The organism is Microbulbifer maximicatervae (SeqCode) (assembly GCF_052467325.1).
In genome coordinates this window covers 2,245,965-2,265,065 of record NZ_CP174310.1, presented here as the reverse complement: position 1 = coordinate 2,265,065, position 19,101 = coordinate 2,245,965, and the positions used below count along the sequence as shown (strand labels likewise).

The following is a 19,101-nucleotide window of genomic DNA, read 5'->3' as shown; positions in this document are numbered from 1 at the left end:
CATCATCGATGTTTTCAACTATGCCTTCACTGCAAGATTGGCTCTCCCGTCTGGAGCAGCTGCACCCTTCCGAAATTGAATTAGGTCTTGAGCGCGTCGCGTCTGTCGCCGATGCACTGGGCATCCAGAAACCGGCACCGACAGTGATTACTGTGGCGGGCACCAATGGTAAGGGTTCCTGCGTGGCCACTATGGAGGCGCTGCTGTGTAAGGGAGGGCGCTCCGTAGGCGCTTACAGTTCCCCACACCTTCTGCGCTTTAACGAGAGGGTGCGTATCGGGGGTGAAGAGGTTGCCGATAAAGATCTCGTGCTGGCGTTTGAGGCTATCGAGGTTGCTCGCGGTGAGACCAGCCTGACCTATTTTGAATACACCACCCTGGCGGCGCTCTGGTTATTTCAAAGGGCAGGCGTTGAGTTTGCACTTCTGGAAGTTGGCCTGGGTGGGCGCCTGGATGCAGTTAACCTGGTAGATGCGGATCTCGCTATTATCACCAGTGTTGCCATTGATCACGAGGACTGGCTTGGCAGTGACCGGGAAATAATCGGCCGAGAGAAAGCCGGTGTCCTGCGTGCTGGGGCGCCTTTTGTCTGTGCTGATAGCAATCCCACCCAATCTGTGCTGTCTGCGGCAGAAAAATTGTCCAGTTCCAGTTACTTTATAGGTCAGGATTTCTCTCTCAATTTGGGAGAGGGTAAAAAAGAACTTTACCGTTTTGGTGAGTTGGAACATGCGATCCCCCCGATCAACTTGCCGCGCCCGAGTATCGCTGCTGGGATTACCGCGCTGGCTCTGCTCAATGTCTTGCCCCAGAGTGGGATCGAATCTGCACTGGCTGAAATTGCCCTGCCTGGGCGCTGTCAGCAGGTTCAATGGCAGGGGTGTAACTTGCTGTTGGATGTGGGGCACAATCCGGCAGCGGCCGAACACTTGGCTAAATGGCTTGCAGATCACCCTGTAGATGGTGAGACCCATGCGCTGGTAGCGGCCATGGCCGATAAGGATTTGGTGGGACTCTTCGCGCCTTTGCGGGATGTGGTGGATGCCTGGCACCCCGCAGAGTTACCGGGCAATAGCCGCGCTGCGAGCGGAGAGACCTTGCTGGAAGGTCTGGCCGCAGCAGGTGTTGAGGCAACGAACGCCGATAGCCGCTGTCCAAACGTCGCCGATGGTTTACAACAGCTGCTGCCGACCATTGGTCCACAAGATAGGTTGCTTGTATTTGGTTCCTTCTTTACTGTGGCTGAGGTTCTGCAGCAGATGCGAGACGAAGGTAATGGAGAATTGCGAGGGTAAACCCTCCCGCCGAGGGCGATTGAACGACGGATTTAAGCAGCGCATTGTCGGTGCGTTGGTTTTGGCTGCGCTTGCCGTTATTTTCTTGCCCAGCCTGTTGGACCGGGAGGCCGCAGGCAATATCAGTGAAACCAGCCAGATTCCGGCGGAGCCGGATATACGCCCTATTGAAATTGCCGAGCCGCAACCGGTAGCGGATGCTGTGCCTGCACCGGCGCCCGGTGAGGCTTTCCAGCCGGATCTGCCGGAGAACTTCTCCAACCCGAAGGCTCCAGTAGCAGATGAGGGAGAGGAAGGGTCAGAGATCGCCAAGAGTGATGAGCCGGAGGAAAAACTGGCCGCGCCGAAGAAGGGAGCCTCGCCCCTTGTAGATGCCTATGGCCTGCCTGTGGCCTGGGTGGTTCAAGTGGCTTCCTACCGGGATGAGTCCAATGCGGATAAGCTGCGTTTGCGCCTGATGAACGAGGGCTACAGTGCCTATACTCGGGCAGTGGATACAGACAAGGGTCGCCTGGTGCGGGTCTTTGTTGGGCCAAAGGTCAACAAGGCCGATGCCCATCAACTGAAAAAAGAATTGGATACCCTTCTGAAAGCCCAGACCCTCGTGCTTCAGTTCAAGGCCTGATCGGGCCTTTGACTTCAGGTTGCCACTATTTCAGCCCGAGGCGGATGGTGGTAACTCGCTGGCAGATTTCCACTTTGCATTTTTATTCGCAATTAACCGATTGCCACTGTGCCAAACGTCCAGGGAAAGCGGTACTACAAGTAATAAATTCCAATCGGTTGGCCTACGGCTTCACGCGCTTAGTCCCTTCAGTTAGAATGCGCGCTCTTCGCGGCAGCAGCCGCCACGCAGGTAGGATTGAATGAATTGGGCTGACTGGATCATTCTGGCTATTGTGGGTATCTCCACGCTTATCGGCCTTAGTCGAGGTTTCATCAAGGAAACCTTGTCTCTGCTTACCTGGATTGCCGCTTTTATCGTCGCCATGATGTTTCGCGACCAGCTGGCGCCAATGCTATCCAACCTCGTCGACACCCCCTCCCTCCAAATGATTGCAGCTTTTGGCATCCTGTTTATCGGCACCTTACTCGCTGGCGCCGGTCTCAACATGGTGCTTTCTGCCTTTGTTGAGGCAACTGGGCTATCCGGTACAGATAGAGTGCTGGGAATGGCGTTTGGCTTGGTGCGGGGAGCCATTGTCGTGATGGCGCTGTTGATCCTGGCCCCGGCATTGGTGCCGGTGGAACAGGACAGCTGGTGGAGTCAGTCTGTTCTGATTCCCCATTTCCTCGAGTTTGAGGATAGTGCGCGGGAGCTGGCGGGCTCCGTTAAGGAATTCTTCGTAAAGTTGTTTTAAATAGAGCGCCAAAAGCGCTCTTCTCGAGTCAATAGGGTCAAATATATGTGTGGTATCGTCGGTATCGTCGGTAAGAGTGACGTCAATCTGCAGCTCTATGATGGGCTCACTCTGCTACAGCACAGGGGACAGGATGCCGCCGGTATCGTTACCTGTGACGATGATCGCCTGAACCAGCAGAAAGCCAATGGTCTGGTTCGCGACGTATTCCGCGCGCGCCACATGGAGCGTCTGAAAGGCAATTTTGGTATTGGTCACGTCCGCTACCCCACTGCCGGTAGCTCCGGCCCGGCGCTGGCTCAGCCGTTCTACGTGAACTCTCCCTACGGCATAGCCATGGCTCACAACGGCAACCTCACCAATGTGCACGAGGTGGTCGATGAGATCTTCCAGCAGGATCTGCGCCATATCAATACAGATTCTGACTCGGAAGTGTTGCTAAATGTGTTCGCTCACGAGCTGCACAAGTTGCACAAGCTGCAGCCGAAAGCCGAAGATATCTTCAGTGCGATGCGCTCTGTACACAAGCGCGTGCGCGGCGCCTACGCTTGCGTTGCCCTGATTGTCGGTTACGGTATTGTTGCTTTCCGCGATCCCAACGGAATTCGCCCACTGGTTTACGGCAAGCGTGAAACCGAGAAGGGCACCGAATATATGGTGGCTTCCGAGTCCGTGGCTCTGGACGTACTGGGTTACACCCTGGTGCGCGATGTCGCTCCTGGCGAAGCGCTCTATATCGAGCTGGATGGCACTGTGCACTCCGAGCAGTGTTCAGATAACCCGTCTTTGACTCCCTGTATTTTTGAGCATGTGTACTTTGCCCGTCCTGACTCCATTATGGATGGCGTATCGGTACACAAGGCGCGTTTGCGTCAGGGGGAGCATCTGGCGGACAAAATTCTCAGCATGCGCCCGGATCACGATATCGACGTGGTTATCCCGATCCCGGATTCTGCCCGCACGGCAGGTCAGACGGTAGCCCACCGCTTGGGGGTGAAATTCCGTGAAGGTATGGTGAAGAACCGCTATATCGGCCGGACCTTCATCATGCCCGGTCAAAAGCAGCGCAAGAAGTCGGTTCGCCAGAAGCTCAATGCCATCGAGCTGGAATTCCGTGGCAAAAATGTGTTGCTGGTAGATGACTCCATTGTGCGCGGTACTACCTGTAAGCAGATTATCCAGATGGCCCGCGATGCCGGTGCTGCCAAAGTGTACTTCGCCAGTGCTGCCCCTGCGGTAAAATACCCGAATGTCTACGGTATCGATATGCCCTCCGCCACTGAGCTTGTGGCTCACGGTCGCACCACCGAGGAAATCTGTGAGGAGATTGGCGCAGACTGGTTGATCTACCAAGAGTTGGAAGATCTGGTAGTCAGCTCCAGCGGCGGCAAGCAAAAAATTGATCGATTTGATTGCTCTGTATTCGACGGCAATTACATCACCGGTGATGTGGACGAGGAATACCTGAACGACCTGCACGCTCAGCGCAATGATACGGCCAAGCGTAAAAAGGCCGACGCCAACGCTTTGTAATTCGCCCTTTGGGGGAATATCTAAATATCCCTCTCTTGATTGGCGGGCGGCAAAAGAACCGTTTTTGTAGCCTGCCAATAGTAAAAAAGCGTAAGCGTCCTTTTCTCGCGGCAGAAGAGGGCGCCAGTTAAGATCGTTTCGGTTAAGATGACTGCTTCCAAAAATACTGACCAGGAAGCGGTATATGTTTGAAGACGACGGTTACGCTCTGGAAACCCTGGCGGTGCGCGCCGGCCAGGTTCGCTCACCGGAAGGAGAGCACTCCGAGGCACTTTACCTCACCTCCAGTTATGTTTTCCCCTCCGCTGCAGAGGCTGCTGCGCGCTTCTCTGGCGAAAGCTCCGGCAACGTCTACTCCCGCTATACCAACCCCACAGTGCGCACTTTTGAAGAGCGCATCGCTGCTCTAGAAGGCGGTGAAGCTGCAGTAGCCACTGCTAGCGGCATGGCTGCCATTCTCAGTATTTGTATGGCGTTACTGAAAAGTGGCGACCACGTTATCTGTTCCCGCAGTGTTTTCGGCACAACTACGGCTTTATTTGGCCGCTATATGGAAAAGTTTGGCGTGCGGGTGAGCTATGTCGATTTGACCGATATGGACGCCTGGAAGCAGGCCGTAGATGGTTCCACCAAACTGCTGTTTATGGAGACGCCTTCCAACCCTCTGTGTGAAGTAGCCGATATCCGCGCGTTGGCACAGGTCGCCCACAGCGCTGGTGCCATGCTGGTTGTCGACAACTGTTTTTGTACCCCGGCACTGCAGCGACCTCTTTCCATGGGCGCTGATATTGTGGTGCACTCCGCAACCAAATTCCTCGACGGCCAGGGCCGGGCCCTGGGCGGTGTTGCCGTTGGTCGCAAGGAAGTAATGGATGAGTTGGTGGTTTTCCTGCGCACTGCCGGGCCGAGCATGAGCCCCTTTAATGCCTGGGTATTCCTCAAAGGCCTGGAAACTTTAAAGCTGCGTATGCAGGCGCACTGTACCAATGCACTCGACTTGGCTTGGTGGCTCGATGAGCAGGAGATGGTGGAGAAGGTAAATTACACCGGCTTGCCTAAACACCCCCAACACCGCCTAGCGCGGGAACAGCAAGACGCTTTTGGCGCAGTGCTGAGTTTTACTGTGCGCGGTGGTCGCGAAGCTGCCTGGAAAGTGATCGACAATTGTAAAATCCTCTCCTGCACCGCCAACTTGGGGGATGCAAAAACCACTATTGTGCACCCTGCCACGACAACCCATGGCCGCCTTAGTGATGAAGATAAGGCTCGCGCCGGAATTACTGAAAATTTGATTCGAGTTTCGGTAGGGCTGGAAAATGTTGAGGACCTCAAGCGCGACCTGATGCGTGGATTATCCCAGTTATAAGCGCTGGCGTAAGCGCCCAGCTACCTATGATTATTAGGGAGCCTCTGAATAATTCCGCAATACCTCTGCGGGCCTTGAAGGCTACAGATGTTAGGCGTAGTGTGCCGCGAATGGCCACAGTCCTTTGCAAGAGCTGCAACACAGCAGATGCGGCCTTCAAGACCCGCCCTTCGGGGCTTGCAGAGCGATTCACACTCTGTGTTGCAGCTTCTTGAAAGGTCTAGACATTCCTGCGAAGCCGCGCCTTGATTGTGAACCGCGCTGCATGCCAGAGGTATCACGGAGTTATCCATAGGCTCCCTGGCGGACAGTGGAATACTGCCCGCCGCTTCCGGTAGCGTTTGCGTTGTTTAATGCCCCTGCCGGTGTGCAGAAATAGCCCCCTTTAGAAAAATTGAGCAGTAATGGATTTGCCGTGCAAAAAATAGTTTCCGCCATAGTGTCTGATATCGGCAGCGTTTTATTGGGTAAAGAGCGCCAGGTGAAGTTGGCGTTGGCCTGTTTGTTATCAAAAGGCCACCTGTTGATCGAAGACCTACCGGGTATGGGTAAGACCACCTTGGCCCATGCACTCGCACAGGTGCTGGGGCTAACTTATAAGCGGGTGCAGTTCACCAGCGATATGCTGCCGGCGGATATTCTTGGTGTTTCAATATTTGATCGGGAGTCCAGCCAATTTCACTTTCACGAAGGACCTGTGTTTAGCCAGGTGTTATTGGCGGATGAGATTAATCGCTCATCGCCAAAAACCCAGAGTGCGCTGTTAGAGGCCATGGAAGAGCGCCAGGTGAGTGTCGATGGCGAGACCCGCACACTGCCCCAGCCATTTTTTGTGATTGCCACGCAAAACCCGATGCAACAATCGGGCACCTTTGCATTGCCGGAATCCCAGTTGGATCGCTTTCTAATGCGTATTAGTCTCGGCTATCCCACCCGGGAGGCGGAGCGGGCTTTGTTTATGGGGGCCGATCCGAGGCAGCAGCTGGCGAAATTAAAACCCAGAATTGATATTGCCACACTCGGAAAAATGCAAAGCCTGGTTGGACAGGTGAAAACTTCTGACAGTCTGCTGGATTACCTGGAGCGACTGGTTTTGCAAACCCGCCAGAGCCCGGATTGCGCAGTGGGTTTATCACCCCGAGGCGCTTTGGCCCTTTTGCGCGCAGCCAAAGCTTGGGCGTTGATTCACAATCGCGGCCATGTATTGCCTGAGGATATCCAGGCTGTGTTGCCGGCGGTGGCAGGTCATCGGCTACAGAGCGATGGCAGCAACGGCGAACAGTTGGTGGAGCGATTGTTGCGCCAAGTGGATGTGATCGCAGCTTGAGTCGATGAGTGTGAGTTCCTCCAGTCGAAGTACTTCCCGGAACCCCCTGCACATGCTGGTGCAGTCTTGGCGTGGCCTGACGCAGCGCTGGCTTAGTCGCCGGGCACCGAGGGCCCGTGCTATCACCTTGAATCACAGTCGTTTATTTATTCTGCCCACTCGCGCAGGCCTGGGTTTCTTGTTGGTGATTGCACTTTTATGGCTACTGGGCACCAATTATGAAAACAACCTGGTTTTCGCTCTGACATTTTTGTTGGTCAGCATTTTGGCGGTGCTGCCACTACACACTTTTGCCAATTTAAGTGGCGTGCACTTGCGCCTTCTGGATACCCGGGCAGCTTTTGCTGGTGATTTTGCCGAGGCGGAAATTAATGTCAGTTGTGAGGGCAAGCGGGAGCGGGAATGGCTCGAGCTGAGTTGGCCACCGGAGCAGGGCAGTCGCGTGGATTTGTGCGAGCAGAAAAGTGCGGATATTTGTATCTCTATGCCGGTAGTAAAACGTGGGCGAGTGCAGGCACCTCGGTTGAGGATTGAAAGTCGTTTCCCTCTCGGGTTATTTCGCTGCTGGAGCCGCATTGACCTGGATGTTGAATTTTTGGTTTACCCCCGTCCAATTTCTGCGGGCCCTTTACCGCTAGGAGAGACTGTTGCCGAGGGGGAGTTTGGTGAGGTGAAGCGGGGGGGGGATGATTTTGCAGCGCTAAAACCCTATCAAGCGGGTGACTCGTTACGCCATGTAGCCTGGAAGCAATACGCGGCCGGACGCGATCTTTACAGCAAGGACTATGAGCGCAAAACTGACACGCGCTTGTGGCTCGACTGGGGTTTACTCGATGGCAGGGATATAGAGATGCGCCTGAGTAATCTCTGTGACTGGACCCTACAAGCGGAAAAGCAAGGCATTGCATACGGTTTGTGCCTGCCTGGCATTTCAATAGAGCCTTCGCTCGGTCCCGAGCATCAGCAGCAGGTCTTGCAGGTATTGGCTCTGTACCCAGGGCGAGGCCAGTGATGATTGCGAATAAGGATTTATTGCCCAGGGAAAGTTTGCTGTGGATTTTTGCTGCCCAGTTTGTCGCCCTATTGCCGCAATTCACAATGTTGCCACTGTGGGTGGCTTTTGCCTGGGCCTTTGCGGTTTATTGGCGCCTGGAAGTTTTTCGCGGGCGCAGGGATTTACCCGGCCGGGCTCTTAAACTGACAGTGATCCTGTTGACGGTAGCGGGGCTGGCTCTGTCCTATCGGCGCTTGTTTGCTTTGGAGCCGATGATTGCACTCTTGGCGCTGTCATTCACCCTAAAAAATCTCGAACTGGTCAGCCGCAGGGATGCCTTTGTCAGTCTACTGTTGGCCTACTTCGTAGCCGCCACCCTGTTTGTACAAGAGCAGACCATTCCCTATGCACTTTACGGTTTACTGAGTGTGTTGGTAATTACTGCAGCCCTGGCGGCGCAGCTGGGACACTTTAGTGCGCGCCCGCGCCGGGCTCTGGGGTTATCCCTGCGGTTGGTGGCACAGGCCACGCCGTTGATGGTGTTGTTGTTTTTGGTGATGCCTCGGCTGGGGCCGCTCTGGTCAGTACCGCAAAATACTTCCGCTGGGCGCACTGGAGTCAGTGATTCGATGGCCCCGGGAGACTTTACTGAGCTTTCCAAATCCAGCAAGCCAACCCTGCGCATCTCCTTTGATGGGCCGGTTCCCCCTCCTGAACAACGCTATTGGAGAGGGTTGGTGTACTCGGAATTTAATGGTCGAACCTGGCGTCAAGGTTATGGAGTAGATCCTCGCAATGGCGGGCGGGTGTATTGGAAGAGTGGTGAACAGGTACTGCCACAAGTGGGGCCCCGTTATCGCTATCAGGTAATTCAGGAGGCGAGTCGGAGCCCCTGGTTGTTCGCTATGGCGCAGCCGGCTTCGGAGAGCTCGGGGGTTGGAGAGACTGGGGATGATCGCCTGGTAAAACGGACCCCGGTTTTTAACCGCTTTTCCTATCAGGTTAGTTCCTGGCCGAGGGAAACCCTGCCGACTCCGACTTCTCTCAGTAATGTGGAGCGGCGCAGGAATCTGCAGCTTCCCAGTTATGGTAATAACCGTACCCGCCAGTGGATGGCTTCCCTGCGGGATCAGGGGCTTAGTGCTGAGGCGGTTTCCTCCCAGCTGCTGACGCACTTCAACAACGCTTTCACTTATACCTTGAATCCCCCGGCACTGGGAGGCGATACCATCGATGAATTCCTTTTCGATAGCCAACAGGGGTTCTGTGAGCACTTTGCCGGTAGTTATGTGTTTGCCATGCGTGCAGCGGGAGTGCCGGCGCGGGTGGTGGCTGGTTACCAGGGCGGTGAGTGGGTAAGTGGAGAAGAGTACCTGCTGGTGCGGGAATACGATGCCCACGCCTGGGCTGAAATCTGGCTTGATGATCGCGGCTGGCAGCGTGTAGACCCCACTGCGGCAGTGGCACCGGAGCGTGTACGCGACGGTCTGGAGAGTGCAGCCGGTGAGGAGTTTATGCAGGACTCCCTATTTCCCTTGCACCGTTTCGGTATTCTCAGCCAGTTGCGTTTGCAGTGGGATATGATCAACTACCGTTGGTATCAAACCGTAGTGAGCTTCAATGCCGACCGGCAACAGAATTTGTTGCAGCGAATATTTGGTGACCTCTCCCCGATGCGTATGGCCTTGTTGCTGGGGGTTCCGATTTTTGTGCTCCTATTGGGTATCAGTTTTTGGGCCGCTCGCACCGCAGGCAGGCCCAAGTTGACGCCTGCGGAAAAACTGTACCAGCGCTTTTGCCAGCGTATGGCCCGCAACGGGATCAGGCGGTGTTCTGGTGAGACGGCAGGTAATTTCGCTCGCCGAATTGCCGAGGAGAGAGTGGAGTTGGCGAATTATGCTGGGGCCGTGACAGACGCGTTTGAAGCAGTGAGCTACGGTGGTGATGCCCGCGCATTGAAAAAACTGCGGCAGCTATCAAGTTGGTATTTCTGGTTGCGGCACTCGGAAAATATGGTGCCACAAAAGAGCGAGTTGGCGGGTTATTAATCATTGAGTTATTTTGTATCTAGAATGCCAACCCGATTGCAAAGATTTCTGCTGGGCTATAGCGGCACCTCCCTGGCAACCGGGTTGCAGGTGATATTACTGCCCTGGATCGCGCTGACGATCGTGGATCTTCCGGCCCTGCAATTGGGGTGGATTCAGGCATCAGTATTGCTGCCAAACCTGGTATTCCTGTTGTTTGGCGGCGCTTTGGCGGATAGGCGAGACCCGGCTCTGGTGTCGGCTCTGGCCTGTTTGGGCCTGGCGCTTTGTCATACCGCATTGTTGTTGTATTTCACCTTCCATGTCCTGAATTTATCCACCTTGATGATTTACGGAATTTGCCTGGGGGTGTGCAGCGCTTTTTTACAGCCGGCACGGGATAACTTGGTGCAGCGCAGTGCCCGCAACCGCAAGGGGCAGGCCACTGAGCGAGGCGTGCAAAAAACCGTAACCTGGATGATGTTGGCGCAGTACGGCGGCCAGGCGGTGGGTATGCTGCTAGCGAGTCGATTTGACCAGTGGGGCTTGCAGCACTTGCTGGGTGTACAGATTGCCGTTGTGCTAGTGGCTTCATTATTACTTTTCTCCTTGCGCCAGCCTCAAGAGCGTCAAAAGGCACCAGAGAAGCGACCCCATACCCTGATTCTGGATGGTCTCAGTCAGGCATGGAAACACCCGGTTTTGCGGGAGCTGACCGCATTGATGGCATTCAATGGCTTTGTGCATATCGGGGTTTTCCTGGTGGTCTTACCGCTGCTGGCGGAGGATTACGGTCGCGGTGCCGGTTACTACGCGACCCTGCAACTGGCATTTATAGCGGGCACGGTGATCGCGACGGTGACTATGTTGAGACGGGGGCAGGGACAAGAGCCAGGGCGAGGAATTTTGATGTGCTTGCTTTACAGCGCAGCACTCTTGATTGCTATCAGCCTGGGGCCAACAAAGTTTGGCTTGATCCTGTTGTGTCTGTGTTGGGGGGCCGTTGCGGCAGCCTCCGCAGGGTTGGGGCGAGGCATTGTGCAATTGCTGGCGCCGGCGGATTATCGCAGTCGCATTATCTCCATTTATCAATTTGCCCTATTTGGCTCTGCGGCGCTGGGAGCCCTGGCTGCGGGTGTTTTGAGCGAGGTCGCAGCGCCCCTGACGACACTATTGTGGGCGGGAATCCTCAGTTTATTGGCATTCGCACTGGTTGCCCTGAGTGGGGCTCTACGGCAGGTTAAAATTTCCGATAGCGAGGTTTAGGAATCCCGTAACGACCAAATCCGGTTGAGCCACCATATATTTAACAGGGAACTGCGGTTATGGAGGTGGGGTTTGGTATCAGTAAAAAGTGCCAAATGGTCACAGAGAGTCACGACAAACAGCCATGCGCTGGACCTTGAAGCCGGTGTATTTAGCCTGGATGATCCAAAAGCGATAGCCAAATCCCTGAAGAGCGCAGCTGAGGCCAGTCAGCAGCGCAAATCAGAGTCTTTCCGTTCAGCCATGTCTATGCTCACTTTTTATATCAATCGTGCGGGTCATCATTTACCTGCGCGCAGGCGCAGGATCCTGGAGGCCGCGAAAAATGAATTGCGTGAGCTTTATGGGCGTCCGCGCCGGCATTGAGCCGGCGCAGGGTAGAGGCGATGAAGTCTTTTAGGGGGCTAGGCAGGGCAGGCAGCGCACGTAGAGTCCGCGCGGGTCGCGGAAGCTCTGCAGTTCGCCGATTGGTGCCAAAACCGGTTGTAAGCTGTTTAACCAGGCGCCGAGTGGCAGGTTTGCCTCAAGGCTGGCGGCGATACGTGCATCCACATTATCGCTCAGGGCGCGCAGGAATCTTTCGCCGGGAGTCAGCTCGCGCTGGATCTCTATTACATCGTATTCTTCGATCTCAGCAAGCTGTGCGGCGTCGGCAATGGCGTCGTTGAGATTGCCCAGATCGTCTACCAGCCCCAGGTTTTTGGCCGCGCGCCCGGTCCAGACCTGGCCCTGGGCAATTTTGTGCACTTCCTTGGGAGTGCTGCCACGGGACTCGGCCACAATTCTCAGGAACCTGGCGTAGGTATTATCCACTCCCTGTTGCAGGATACTGGCGGCGGCCTCGGGTAGGGCACGATCCAACCGCATGCTGCCGGCCAGGTCTGAAGTGCCCACACCATCGGTATAAATACCCAGTGCCTCAAGGGAATCCTCAAAGGTCGGGAAGGCGCCAAATACGCCAATGGAGCCTGTCAGGGTTGCGGGAGAGGCCCAGATTCGATCGCCGCCGGTAGCAATCCAGTAGCCACCAGATGCGGCCAGACTGCCCATGGAGATAACGACAGGGATATCGGCTTCGCGGGTGGCGAGTAACTCCTGTCGAATTGCTTCTGACGCGAAGGCGGAGCCGCCGCCACTGTCAATGCGCAGAACCAGTGCATCAACTTCTTTTTTGCGTGCCTGTGCGATTAGTTCTCCCAGGCTTTCGCTGCCGATCCTGCCGGCGGGAGCGCGGCCATCGACAATAGAACCGCTTGCCGTGATTAAGGCAATCTTATTGGGTTCTTTCTTGGCGGCGACTTCGCTGAGCTTTTGGCTGCGTAAATAGGTGAGGGCATCGATGGCCTTATAACTGCGTTCATCGTTCTCATCTTCACCGATGGTTTTGCGTAGCTCTTGAACAGCCAAGTTGCGGTTGGCGAGTTGGTCGACCAGTTTATTGGCCAGAGCAGTACGTGCCCAGTCGCCCTCATGCTGCTGCAGTTTCTGGGGTAACTCGTCGATAAATAGATCGATGCTTTCAGTTGGCAGGTTGCGAAGGCCGGTCACCTGTTCGGTGTACTCACTCCAGAGTTCATGCAGCCAGCGCTGGTTATTCTCACGGGAAGCCGGAGACATGTCGTCGCGAGTATAGGGTTCGATAAAATCCTTGTAGTCGCCAACGCGGAACACGTGGAAATTAACTTTGAGCTTTTCAAGGGCGCTTTTATAGTAATTTCGATAGACGCCAAAGCCGGTGAGCATCACGGAACCCATTGGATTCAGGTACACCTTGTCGGCGTGGCTGGCGAGGAAATATTGCGCCTGGGTGTAGTTATCACCCACCGCATAAATGGGCTTGTCGGCAGCCTTGAAGCGCTGCAGGGCTGCGCCAATCTCGTCGAGCTTACTGAGACTGCCGCCGACCATATTGTCGAGTTCCAGCACCAGTGCGGAAATGCGTTTGTCCTGTGCGGCTTTGTCGATAGAGTCGACAAGATCCTTAACCCTGATTTCCGCTGGCCCCTGGGAGCCACCGAAGAAAATCGGTAATCCGCTGGGCTGGCTGAGCTCATCTACCAGAAATCCACTCGGAGCCACTCGAAGGGCCGCGCCTTGTGGGACTACCAGCTGTTCGTCCTTGCCAAAAATTGCGATACCCAGGAATACCAGTATTAACAGGAATACCAGGTTGGTAAACACTCGCCTCAGCCAGGTAATTGAGCCGCCAATGGCACCAAAAAAGCTGCGGAACAGTCCTTTCTCATTGGATGAATCAGTCAAACCTCAAAACTCCTTAGTGCGCTGAGGGGCAAGCGTTGTCAAATTATCGGTTACAAAATCACAAGCAATGTGAATCTCGCCAAGGCTTATTGCATGCGATGCCAGCGGCTGCTCATCATTGATGAAAAGAATAGGATAAGGCTAAGGACTACCAGTACGCCATCCTGCCAGCCGCGTGTAGGCATCATTACGTCGACAATACTGGCAGTGATATACAGCAAAAGAATAAAACAGAGCCACAGATAGCTACGATAGTGCTGCTTTAGTAACCCAGGTAGTACCAACAGCAGTGGTATGGTCTGCAAGCACCACAGGAATAATGAGCCGCCTTCGAGGAATAGATTCCAGACGACAAACAGTACGAGCATGCCGATATAACAAATCCAGTTAATTCGCAGCGCTATCTTGAGCTTGCGCTGTACAGAATCGTTCACACTTTATCCTCTAGTTGTCGCCGTTATGCGAATTATCCAGCGTCTGTGCCAGGCTGCCGACTCGCTTGCCCAGTGCCCGGCACAGGGTTACTTCGTCATCGGAAAGCGATGTGGCGTGTTCACCGGACCAGTGTGAGGCACCATAGGGTGTGCCGCCAGTGCGGGTGCGCATTAAGGCGGCTTCGGAGTACGGGATGCCGGCGATCAACATGCCGTGGTGCAGCAGCGGCAGCATCATGGATACCAGCGTAGTTTCCTGACCACCGTGAAGACTGCCAGTGGCGGTAAATACCGCAGCCGGCTTACCGGTAAGGCTGCCATCGAGCCAAATATCACTGGTTTGGTCAAGGAAATAGCGCAGCGGAGAGGCCATGTTGCCAAAGCGGGTGGGGCTGCCCATCAGTAAACCGGAGCAATTGCGCAGGTCCTCGATTGTACAGTAGGGGGCACCTTCGGAGGGGACCGGCGGCTCGCTGGCTTCGGTGTCTGGGGATACGCCGGGCACGGTGCGCAGGCGAGCGGTAATCCCGCTGGCCTCTACGCCGCGAGCCAGTTCGGTGGCCATGCGCGCTGTGGCGCCGGTGCGGCTGTAGTAGAGGATGAGGACATAGCCTTCGTTGTCCCGATCCATCAGATCAGCCCCAGTACATTTTCAGGGGGTCGTCCTATCACTGCTTTGTCGCCTTTTATAACGATCGGGCGTTGGATCAAAATAGGGTTTTGAGCCATTGCGTCAATTAACTGGGATTCGGCCAGATCTTTGTCTTTCAGGTTTAACTGCTTGTAGGGTTCTTCACCAGTGCGCAACAACTGTCGTGCATCAATATCCAGTTTGTGCAGCAACTGCTGAATATCCTCGGCAGAAGGTGGGGTTTGTAGATAGAGAACCACCTCCGGTTCAATACCGTTATCCTGCAATAGCTGTAGGGTTTGGCGGGATTTTGAGCAGCGGGGGTTGTGGTAAATCGTCCACATTGTGGCGGCATCCTGTTACTGTTTGGCGTATTCTAACCGAAGAATGTTGCGGAGTTCTAAGGCGCTTCTGAATAATCCCCCCAACGTCCTGCGGGATTTTCGGGAGCTCCTTGGCTATTTGGGGCAGTAATACTGCGGCCTGGGCGAGATGTCCAGGCATAGAGAGATCACGATGAGAAGCACCGTTAAGGATTGGGGAAACCACTGGCTGCGCTTTGCGACGTCACTGTGGAAACTGTTTGATGAAAAGGATTGTCGGCAACGCGCGGCTGCTCTTACTTACCTGACACTGTTTGGCATAGTTCCCCTAGTGACGGTCAGCTACGCCATGTTGTCACTGTTTCCCGACTTTGCCGGCTTGCAGAGTAGGTTACAGGATCAACTGTTCACCCACTTTTTGCCTCAGAGTGGGCGCGAGATCCAAAAATATATCAGCAGTTTTTCCGAACAGGCACAGCGTTTGACTGGCGTTGGTATCGCGATGCTGATTATTACTGCCGGTTTGACCCTTCGCGGTATCGAGGGGACCTTTAACTCTATCTGGGACGTCCAAAAAGGCCGCAGCGGCGTTTCGAGTTTTCTTTTGTATTGGGCGATATTAAGTCTGGGTCCAATCCTATTGGGGGCGGGCCTGGCGACAAGTACTTTTGTCTTTTCACAAAAATTTTTCGTGGGTGGGGCCGATTCCTTTGAGGTAACTTCGTTGTTATTCAGGGTTCTGCCGTTTATTTTCAGCTCCATAGTTTTTACCCTACTGTTCATAGCTGTGCCCAATTGCAATGTCCCGTTGCGCCACGGAATAGAGGGGGGGATCATAATCTCGATTGCTTTCGAGGTTATGAAGTACTTATTCGGCTTGTTGGTAGCGCGGAGTTCAGTCCAGGCAATTTATGGGGCATTCGCTGTTGTTCCCCTGTTCCTGCTTTGGATTTATCTGATGTGGATACTGGTACTGGCCGGCTGTGTGTTGGTGCGCACACTATCGGTATATCAAGCTGCGACCCAGGAGCGGGAGCATTCTGACCTGGTTGCCCTCCTTATTGTTCTCTGGCAGATGTATAAGAAATGCGCGCAGGGGAGGCCTCTGAAGGAGCGCGATATTTCCCGTATGGGAATCAAGTTTGTTCAGTGGCGAAGGTTGCGGAATATCCTTCAGGCTAATCGTATGGTGACCCAGACTGATCGCAATGATTATGTTTTGCTGAGGGACCTGAATACGGTGTCCCTGGTTGAATTGGCAGGTTGGCTGAGTTCGGATTGGATGCCCAGTGGAATTCCTGCGAGTCTGGATGGATTGCCCTGGTATGGAGAGGTAGAGCAACGCTTTGCCAATGCCAGAGAGTCAACCCGGGAGCAATTAGGTATCACTGTTGGAGAGTTGTTCCTGGAGGCCGAGCAAAAGGAAGCTGAAGATAAGCCCCTTGAGCTGGGCCACGACGGCGGGACTGATGATAAGCAAACAAACTCTGAAACCGGGGGAGAAAGTGGGCCTGATGAAAATAGTCAAAGTAAAGATGGCAAGAGCAGCAGCGGTCACCTTTCTTTTGTTGGTATGCGGAATAAGCGCCTGCGCTAAAGACGATAAATCGCTTCTAGCCATTGATGGGGAAGAGTTGGATGTATCGGGTAAGGTTTTGCTGGTTAACTATTGGGCAGAGTGGTGTAAGCCCTGTCGAGAGGAGATCCCGGTCCTTAACCAACTGGCCGACGGTAACAACAATGTCGTTGTTGTTGGGGTGAACTTCGACAATTTACCGATTGCGGAAATACAAAAACAGGCGGATAAGTTGGGTATTACTTTTCCCGTTCTAGTGGCCGAACCGCAAGGGCGCTGGGGGCAGGAGAAGCCGGAGGTGCTGCCTTCTACGTTCATTATTGGTACCGATGGTCGCTGGCATAAAACATTGGTTGGGCCGCAGGATAGAGACGACTTCATTTCGGCTCTCAATCTATAGCGAGTACTAATGGAGTGTTGGTAAAAGCCGGCGGGGTAACAGTGGATTATTAGAAGCTCCCAAACTTTATAAAACTATAACTAACACATCTATAGGCTTGTGGCGGTTCGCTGATAGCATGCCGCCACTTTCCCCTTTTGTTCCGGGTGGGACCCAGACCTTATGCATATCAGTTCATTTGCTTTCCTGCTTCTATTTATTGTTTTTATATACGGACTTTTTCGCTGGCAGCGAGGCCGTGACTCCCTCGCACCAGCAGTGCTGGCTGGCCTGATTCTTGGGGTTATCTTTGGAGGCACCCTGCAACTGTCTCGCGGATGGGGGGCTGCACCCGCAGAGGTGATACCTTGGGTAGAGATGATAGGGGACAGTTACGTAAACCTATTGTATTTACTCGTGATGCCCCTGGTGCTGACTTCCATATTAGTGGCGGTAGTTAAAGTCAGCCATACCCAGGCGCTGGGCAAAATCAGTATTTCAGTCCTGGGGGTGCTATTGGGAACAACGGCGGTGGCCGCTCTAATTGGCGTGGCTATGGCCGAGCTATTTGGTTTGTCGGCTGCGGGATTGGTTGAGGGTTCCAGGGAAGCTGCGCGAGTGGAAGTACTGAATGAGCGCATTGGCAAGGTCACAGACCTTTCCATTCCTGAGATTATTACCTCTTTTGTGCCGCGCAATATTTTTCTGGACCTGACCGGAGCTCGCTCTACTTCTGTTATAGCGGTGGTTATATTCGCGGTGCTTTTAGGGCTGGCAGCCTTGGCGGTGCGCCGTGAATTTCCCGAAGAGGGCGCAGCGATTGAACGCTTCGTTCATGTGGCTCAAGTCTGGGTTATGAAGCTGGTGCGACTAGTGATGGCTTTTACCCCTTACGGCGTGATGGCTTTGGTTACAGGCCTGATCGCTAAATCCAGTATGGGGGATATTCTTAACTTATTGAGTTTTGTGCTGGCTTCCTTTACCGCTATTGGTTTGATGTTCCTGGTGCACGGTCTGCTGCTACTGTTTAATGGTATCAATCCGCTGCACTATTTCACCAAGGTATGGCCGGTGCTGGTTTTTGCCTTTAGCTCCCGCTCCAGTGCTGCAACTATTCCCCTGAATGTCGAGACTCAGGTGGACCAGCTGCGTACGTCTCCAGCAATTGCCAATTTCTCTGCATCTTTCGGTGCGACTATTGGGCAAAACGGCTGCGCCGGTATTTATCCGGCTATGCTGGCAGTGATGGTGGCAGTGCCGATGGGGATCAATGTATGGGACCCGGTATGGATTGCTACTTTAGTGGCGGTTGTAATGATCAGTTCTTTCGGAATAGCGGGCGTTGGTGGAGGGGCGACCTTTGCAGCCTTGGTGGTACTGCCGGCAATGGGGTTGCCAGTTACTATCGCGGCACTGCTAATTTCTGTTGAACCTCTGATTGATATGGCGCGAACCGCGCTGAATGTTAACGGCGCTATGACCGCTGGCACCCTGACACAACGCTGGCTTGGCGATGAAGTGCCCGGCCCGGAAGTTGTAGAGGGGTAAGTTAAAGGGAGAGTATCCGGCTTTCAGTTATGTGTGCTTTTTGAATTTGCTGACGTTTACCAGTTCCCTGTCAACCGGTTTCAGTGATCGACGTTATAGTCAGTGCTGTTAACTTGTTGAGTTTTTTGTTCACGGAACTGGAGCAACTTATGAATAAACTGATAGGGCTGTCAGTACTGGCGTTAAGTCTTGGTTTTCCACTCGCACTGCAGGCGGAAAGCAGCAGTGGGGGCGATGGACACGATCACGGTGACCATATTGAAAATCGACTTGACCGCAAGGGGGATCGTATTGAAGATCGCCTGGATGAGAAGGGTGACCGTATTAACGAGCGCTTGGATCAGCGGTCTGAGCGGGCGGCAGCTAATGGGAGAGATAAATTAGCTGCACATTTGGATAAAAAAGGTGATCTTATCGATAGTCGTCTGGACAATAAAGGTGAGAAAATTAACGAGCGCCTCGATGAAAAGGGTGAGCGAATAGATAATAGATATGATCGTAAGAATGAGCGCGGCGAGCGGAAAAAAAAGCACCACCGCAGATCCCGTGACAACGATAACGATTAATCATTACCGGTTTTAGCTGGCATTATCTATTGGGTTGTGGCGAACTGAGGAGCTTCTGACTAATTCCGTAATATTTCTGTGGGCCTTGAAGACTGCAGATGTTAGACGCGGCTTACTGTGCATGGCCTTTGCCCTTTGCAAGAATAACGCAGTAGCTGCGGTTTTTGAGGCCCGCCCCATGGGGTTTTCAGAGCAACTCATACTCTATGCTGC

The 19,101-nt window shown here is 54.0% G+C and carries 18 protein-coding genes; 14 read left to right on the top strand and 4 right to left on the bottom strand.

Features of this window, described 5'->3' with window-relative positions; translation table 11 throughout:
• The first annotated feature begins 20 nt into the window (after positions 1 to 20).
• The 10 genes from folC to ACJJIE_RS10170 all read left to right on the top strand — a co-directional run bounded on the left by folC (position 21) and on the right by ACJJIE_RS10170 (position 11,535).
• The gene (folC, locus tag ACJJIE_RS10215) at positions 21 to 1,295 is read left to right on the top strand and encodes a bifunctional tetrahydrofolate synthase/dihydrofolate synthase (protein WP_444894519.1); all 1,275 of its coding nucleotides are present in this window, start codon (positions 21 to 23) and stop codon (positions 1,293 to 1,295) included.
• On the top strand, positions 1,276 to 1,920 hold the full coding sequence (locus tag ACJJIE_RS10210; RefSeq protein WP_444894518.1) for an SPOR domain-containing protein: 645 nt from the start codon (positions 1,276 to 1,278) through the stop codon (positions 1,918 to 1,920). Before folC ends, ACJJIE_RS10210 begins: the two co-directional genes overlap by 20 nt.
• A gap of 241 nt (positions 1,921 to 2,161) precedes the next feature.
• Positions 2,162 to 2,656: a CvpA family protein gene (locus tag ACJJIE_RS10205; protein WP_282931877.1), complete on the top strand. Its 495-nt coding sequence runs from the start codon at positions 2,162 to 2,164 to the stop codon at positions 2,654 to 2,656.
• Between the two features lie 45 nt (positions 2,657 to 2,701).
• Positions 2,702 to 4,189: an amidophosphoribosyltransferase gene (gene purF / locus ACJJIE_RS10200; RefSeq protein WP_282931878.1), complete on the top strand. Its 1,488-nt coding sequence runs from the start codon at positions 2,702 to 2,704 to the stop codon at positions 4,187 to 4,189.
• A 184-nt stretch (positions 4,190 to 4,373) separates the two neighbouring features.
• A complete protein-coding gene (locus ACJJIE_RS10195; protein ID WP_282931879.1) occupies positions 4,374 to 5,555 on the top strand; it encodes an O-succinylhomoserine sulfhydrylase in 1,182 nt (393 codons plus the stop codon).
• Between the two features lie 415 nt (positions 5,556 to 5,970).
• The gene (locus tag ACJJIE_RS10190) at positions 5,971 to 6,882 is read left to right on the top strand and encodes an AAA family ATPase (RefSeq protein WP_444894517.1); all 912 of its coding nucleotides are present in this window, start codon (positions 5,971 to 5,973) and stop codon (positions 6,880 to 6,882) included.
• 4 nt (positions 6,883 to 6,886) lie between these two features.
• Positions 6,887 to 7,894 carry a DUF58 domain-containing protein gene (locus ACJJIE_RS10185; protein ID WP_444894516.1) on the top strand — a complete coding sequence of 336 codons (1,008 nt, stop codon included), beginning with the start codon at positions 6,887 to 6,889 and terminating at the stop codon, positions 7,892 to 7,894.
• A complete protein-coding gene (locus tag ACJJIE_RS10180; RefSeq protein ID WP_444894515.1) occupies positions 7,894 to 9,924 on the top strand; it encodes a transglutaminase TgpA family protein in 2,031 nt (676 codons plus the stop codon). Before ACJJIE_RS10185 ends, ACJJIE_RS10180 begins: the two co-directional genes overlap by 1 nt.
• Before the next feature lie 36 nt (positions 9,925 to 9,960).
• The gene (locus ACJJIE_RS10175) at positions 9,961 to 11,169 is read left to right on the top strand and encodes an MFS transporter (RefSeq protein WP_444894514.1); all 1,209 of its coding nucleotides are present in this window, start codon (positions 9,961 to 9,963) and stop codon (positions 11,167 to 11,169) included.
• 72 nt (positions 11,170 to 11,241) lie between these two features.
• Complete coding sequence (locus ACJJIE_RS10170) at positions 11,242 to 11,535, top strand: DUF3175 domain-containing protein (RefSeq protein WP_444894513.1); 294 nt, start codon at positions 11,242 to 11,244, stop codon at positions 11,533 to 11,535.
• A gap of 30 nt (positions 11,536 to 11,565) precedes the next feature.
• On the opposite strand, the gene sppA is transcribed toward ACJJIE_RS10170, so the two are convergent.
• From sppA to arsC, 4 genes are all read right to left on the bottom strand, one after another.
• The gene (gene sppA, locus ACJJIE_RS10165) at positions 11,566 to 13,431 is read right to left on the bottom strand and encodes a signal peptide peptidase SppA (RefSeq protein ID WP_413664961.1); all 1,866 of its coding nucleotides are present in this window, start codon (positions 13,429 to 13,431) and stop codon (positions 11,566 to 11,568) included.
• 86 nt (positions 13,432 to 13,517) lie between these two features.
• Positions 13,518 to 13,865 carry a DUF2069 domain-containing protein gene (locus ACJJIE_RS10160; protein WP_413664962.1) on the bottom strand — a complete coding sequence of 116 codons (348 nt, stop codon included), beginning with the start codon at positions 13,863 to 13,865 and terminating at the stop codon, positions 13,518 to 13,520.
• A 10-nt stretch (positions 13,866 to 13,875) separates the two neighbouring features.
• The gene (gene wrbA / locus ACJJIE_RS10155; RefSeq protein ID WP_282931886.1) at positions 13,876 to 14,496 is read right to left on the bottom strand and encodes an NAD(P)H:quinone oxidoreductase; all 621 of its coding nucleotides are present in this window, start codon (positions 14,494 to 14,496) and stop codon (positions 13,876 to 13,878) included.
• Positions 14,496 to 14,840: an arsenate reductase (glutaredoxin) gene (gene arsC / locus ACJJIE_RS10150; protein ID WP_282931887.1), complete on the bottom strand. Its 345-nt coding sequence runs from the start codon at positions 14,838 to 14,840 to the stop codon at positions 14,496 to 14,498. The genes wrbA and arsC overlap by 1 nt, the downstream gene beginning before the upstream one ends.
• 172 nt (positions 14,841 to 15,012) lie before the next feature.
• Between arsC and ACJJIE_RS10145 the strand changes: the two genes are divergently transcribed.
• From ACJJIE_RS10145 to ACJJIE_RS10130, 4 genes are all read left to right on the top strand, one after another.
• Positions 15,013 to 16,416 carry a YihY family inner membrane protein gene (locus ACJJIE_RS10145; protein ID WP_444894512.1) on the top strand — a complete coding sequence of 468 codons (1,404 nt, stop codon included), beginning with the start codon at positions 15,013 to 15,015 and terminating at the stop codon, positions 16,414 to 16,416.
• Positions 16,334 to 16,795 (top strand): TlpA family protein disulfide reductase, encoded by a 462-nt coding sequence (locus ACJJIE_RS10140; protein ID WP_444894511.1) that lies wholly within the window; start codon positions 16,334 to 16,336, stop codon positions 16,793 to 16,795. Before ACJJIE_RS10145 ends, ACJJIE_RS10140 begins: the two co-directional genes overlap by 83 nt.
• Before the next feature lie 162 nt (positions 16,796 to 16,957).
• On the top strand, positions 16,958 to 18,322 hold the full coding sequence (locus ACJJIE_RS10135; RefSeq protein WP_444894510.1) for an L-cystine transporter: 1,365 nt from the start codon (positions 16,958 to 16,960) through the stop codon (positions 18,320 to 18,322).
• 149 nt (positions 18,323 to 18,471) lie between these two features.
• A complete protein-coding gene (locus ACJJIE_RS10130) occupies positions 18,472 to 18,888 on the top strand; it encodes a hypothetical protein (RefSeq protein ID WP_444894509.1) in 417 nt (138 codons plus the stop codon).
• The last annotated feature ends 213 nt before the right edge of the window (positions 18,889 to 19,101 follow it).

Coding starts and splice junctions, on each gene's coding strand:
- folC (WP_444894519.1), top strand. CDS start 21: ATGCCTTCACTGCAAGATTGGCTCTCCCGTCTGGAGCAGCTGCACCCT.
- ACJJIE_RS10210 (WP_444894518.1), top strand. CDS start 1,276: ATGGAGAATTGCGAGGGTAAACCCTCCCGCCGAGGGCGATTGAACGAC.
- ACJJIE_RS10205 (WP_282931877.1), top strand. CDS start 2,162: ATGAATTGGGCTGACTGGATCATTCTGGCTATTGTGGGTATCTCCACG.
- purF (WP_282931878.1), top strand. CDS start 2,702: ATGTGTGGTATCGTCGGTATCGTCGGTAAGAGTGACGTCAATCTGCAG.
- ACJJIE_RS10195 (WP_282931879.1), top strand. CDS start 4,374: ATGTTTGAAGACGACGGTTACGCTCTGGAAACCCTGGCGGTGCGCGCC.
- ACJJIE_RS10185 (WP_444894516.1), top strand. CDS start 6,887: ATGAGTGTGAGTTCCTCCAGTCGAAGTACTTCCCGGAACCCCCTGCAC.
- ACJJIE_RS10180 (WP_444894515.1), top strand. CDS start 7,894: ATGATTGCGAATAAGGATTTATTGCCCAGGGAAAGTTTGCTGTGGATT.
- wrbA (WP_282931886.1), bottom strand. CDS start 14,496: ATGGATCGGGACAACGAAGGCTATGTCCTCATCCTCTACTACAGCCGC.
- arsC (WP_282931887.1), bottom strand. CDS start 14,840: ATGTGGACGATTTACCACAACCCCCGCTGCTCAAAATCCCGCCAAACC.
- ACJJIE_RS10145 (WP_444894512.1), top strand. CDS start 15,013: ATGAGAAGCACCGTTAAGGATTGGGGAAACCACTGGCTGCGCTTTGCG.
- ACJJIE_RS10140 (WP_444894511.1), top strand. CDS start 16,334: ATGAAAATAGTCAAAGTAAAGATGGCAAGAGCAGCAGCGGTCACCTTT.
- ACJJIE_RS10135 (WP_444894510.1), top strand. CDS start 16,958: ATGCATATCAGTTCATTTGCTTTCCTGCTTCTATTTATTGTTTTTATA.
- ACJJIE_RS10130 (WP_444894509.1), top strand. CDS start 18,472: ATGAATAAACTGATAGGGCTGTCAGTACTGGCGTTAAGTCTTGGTTTT.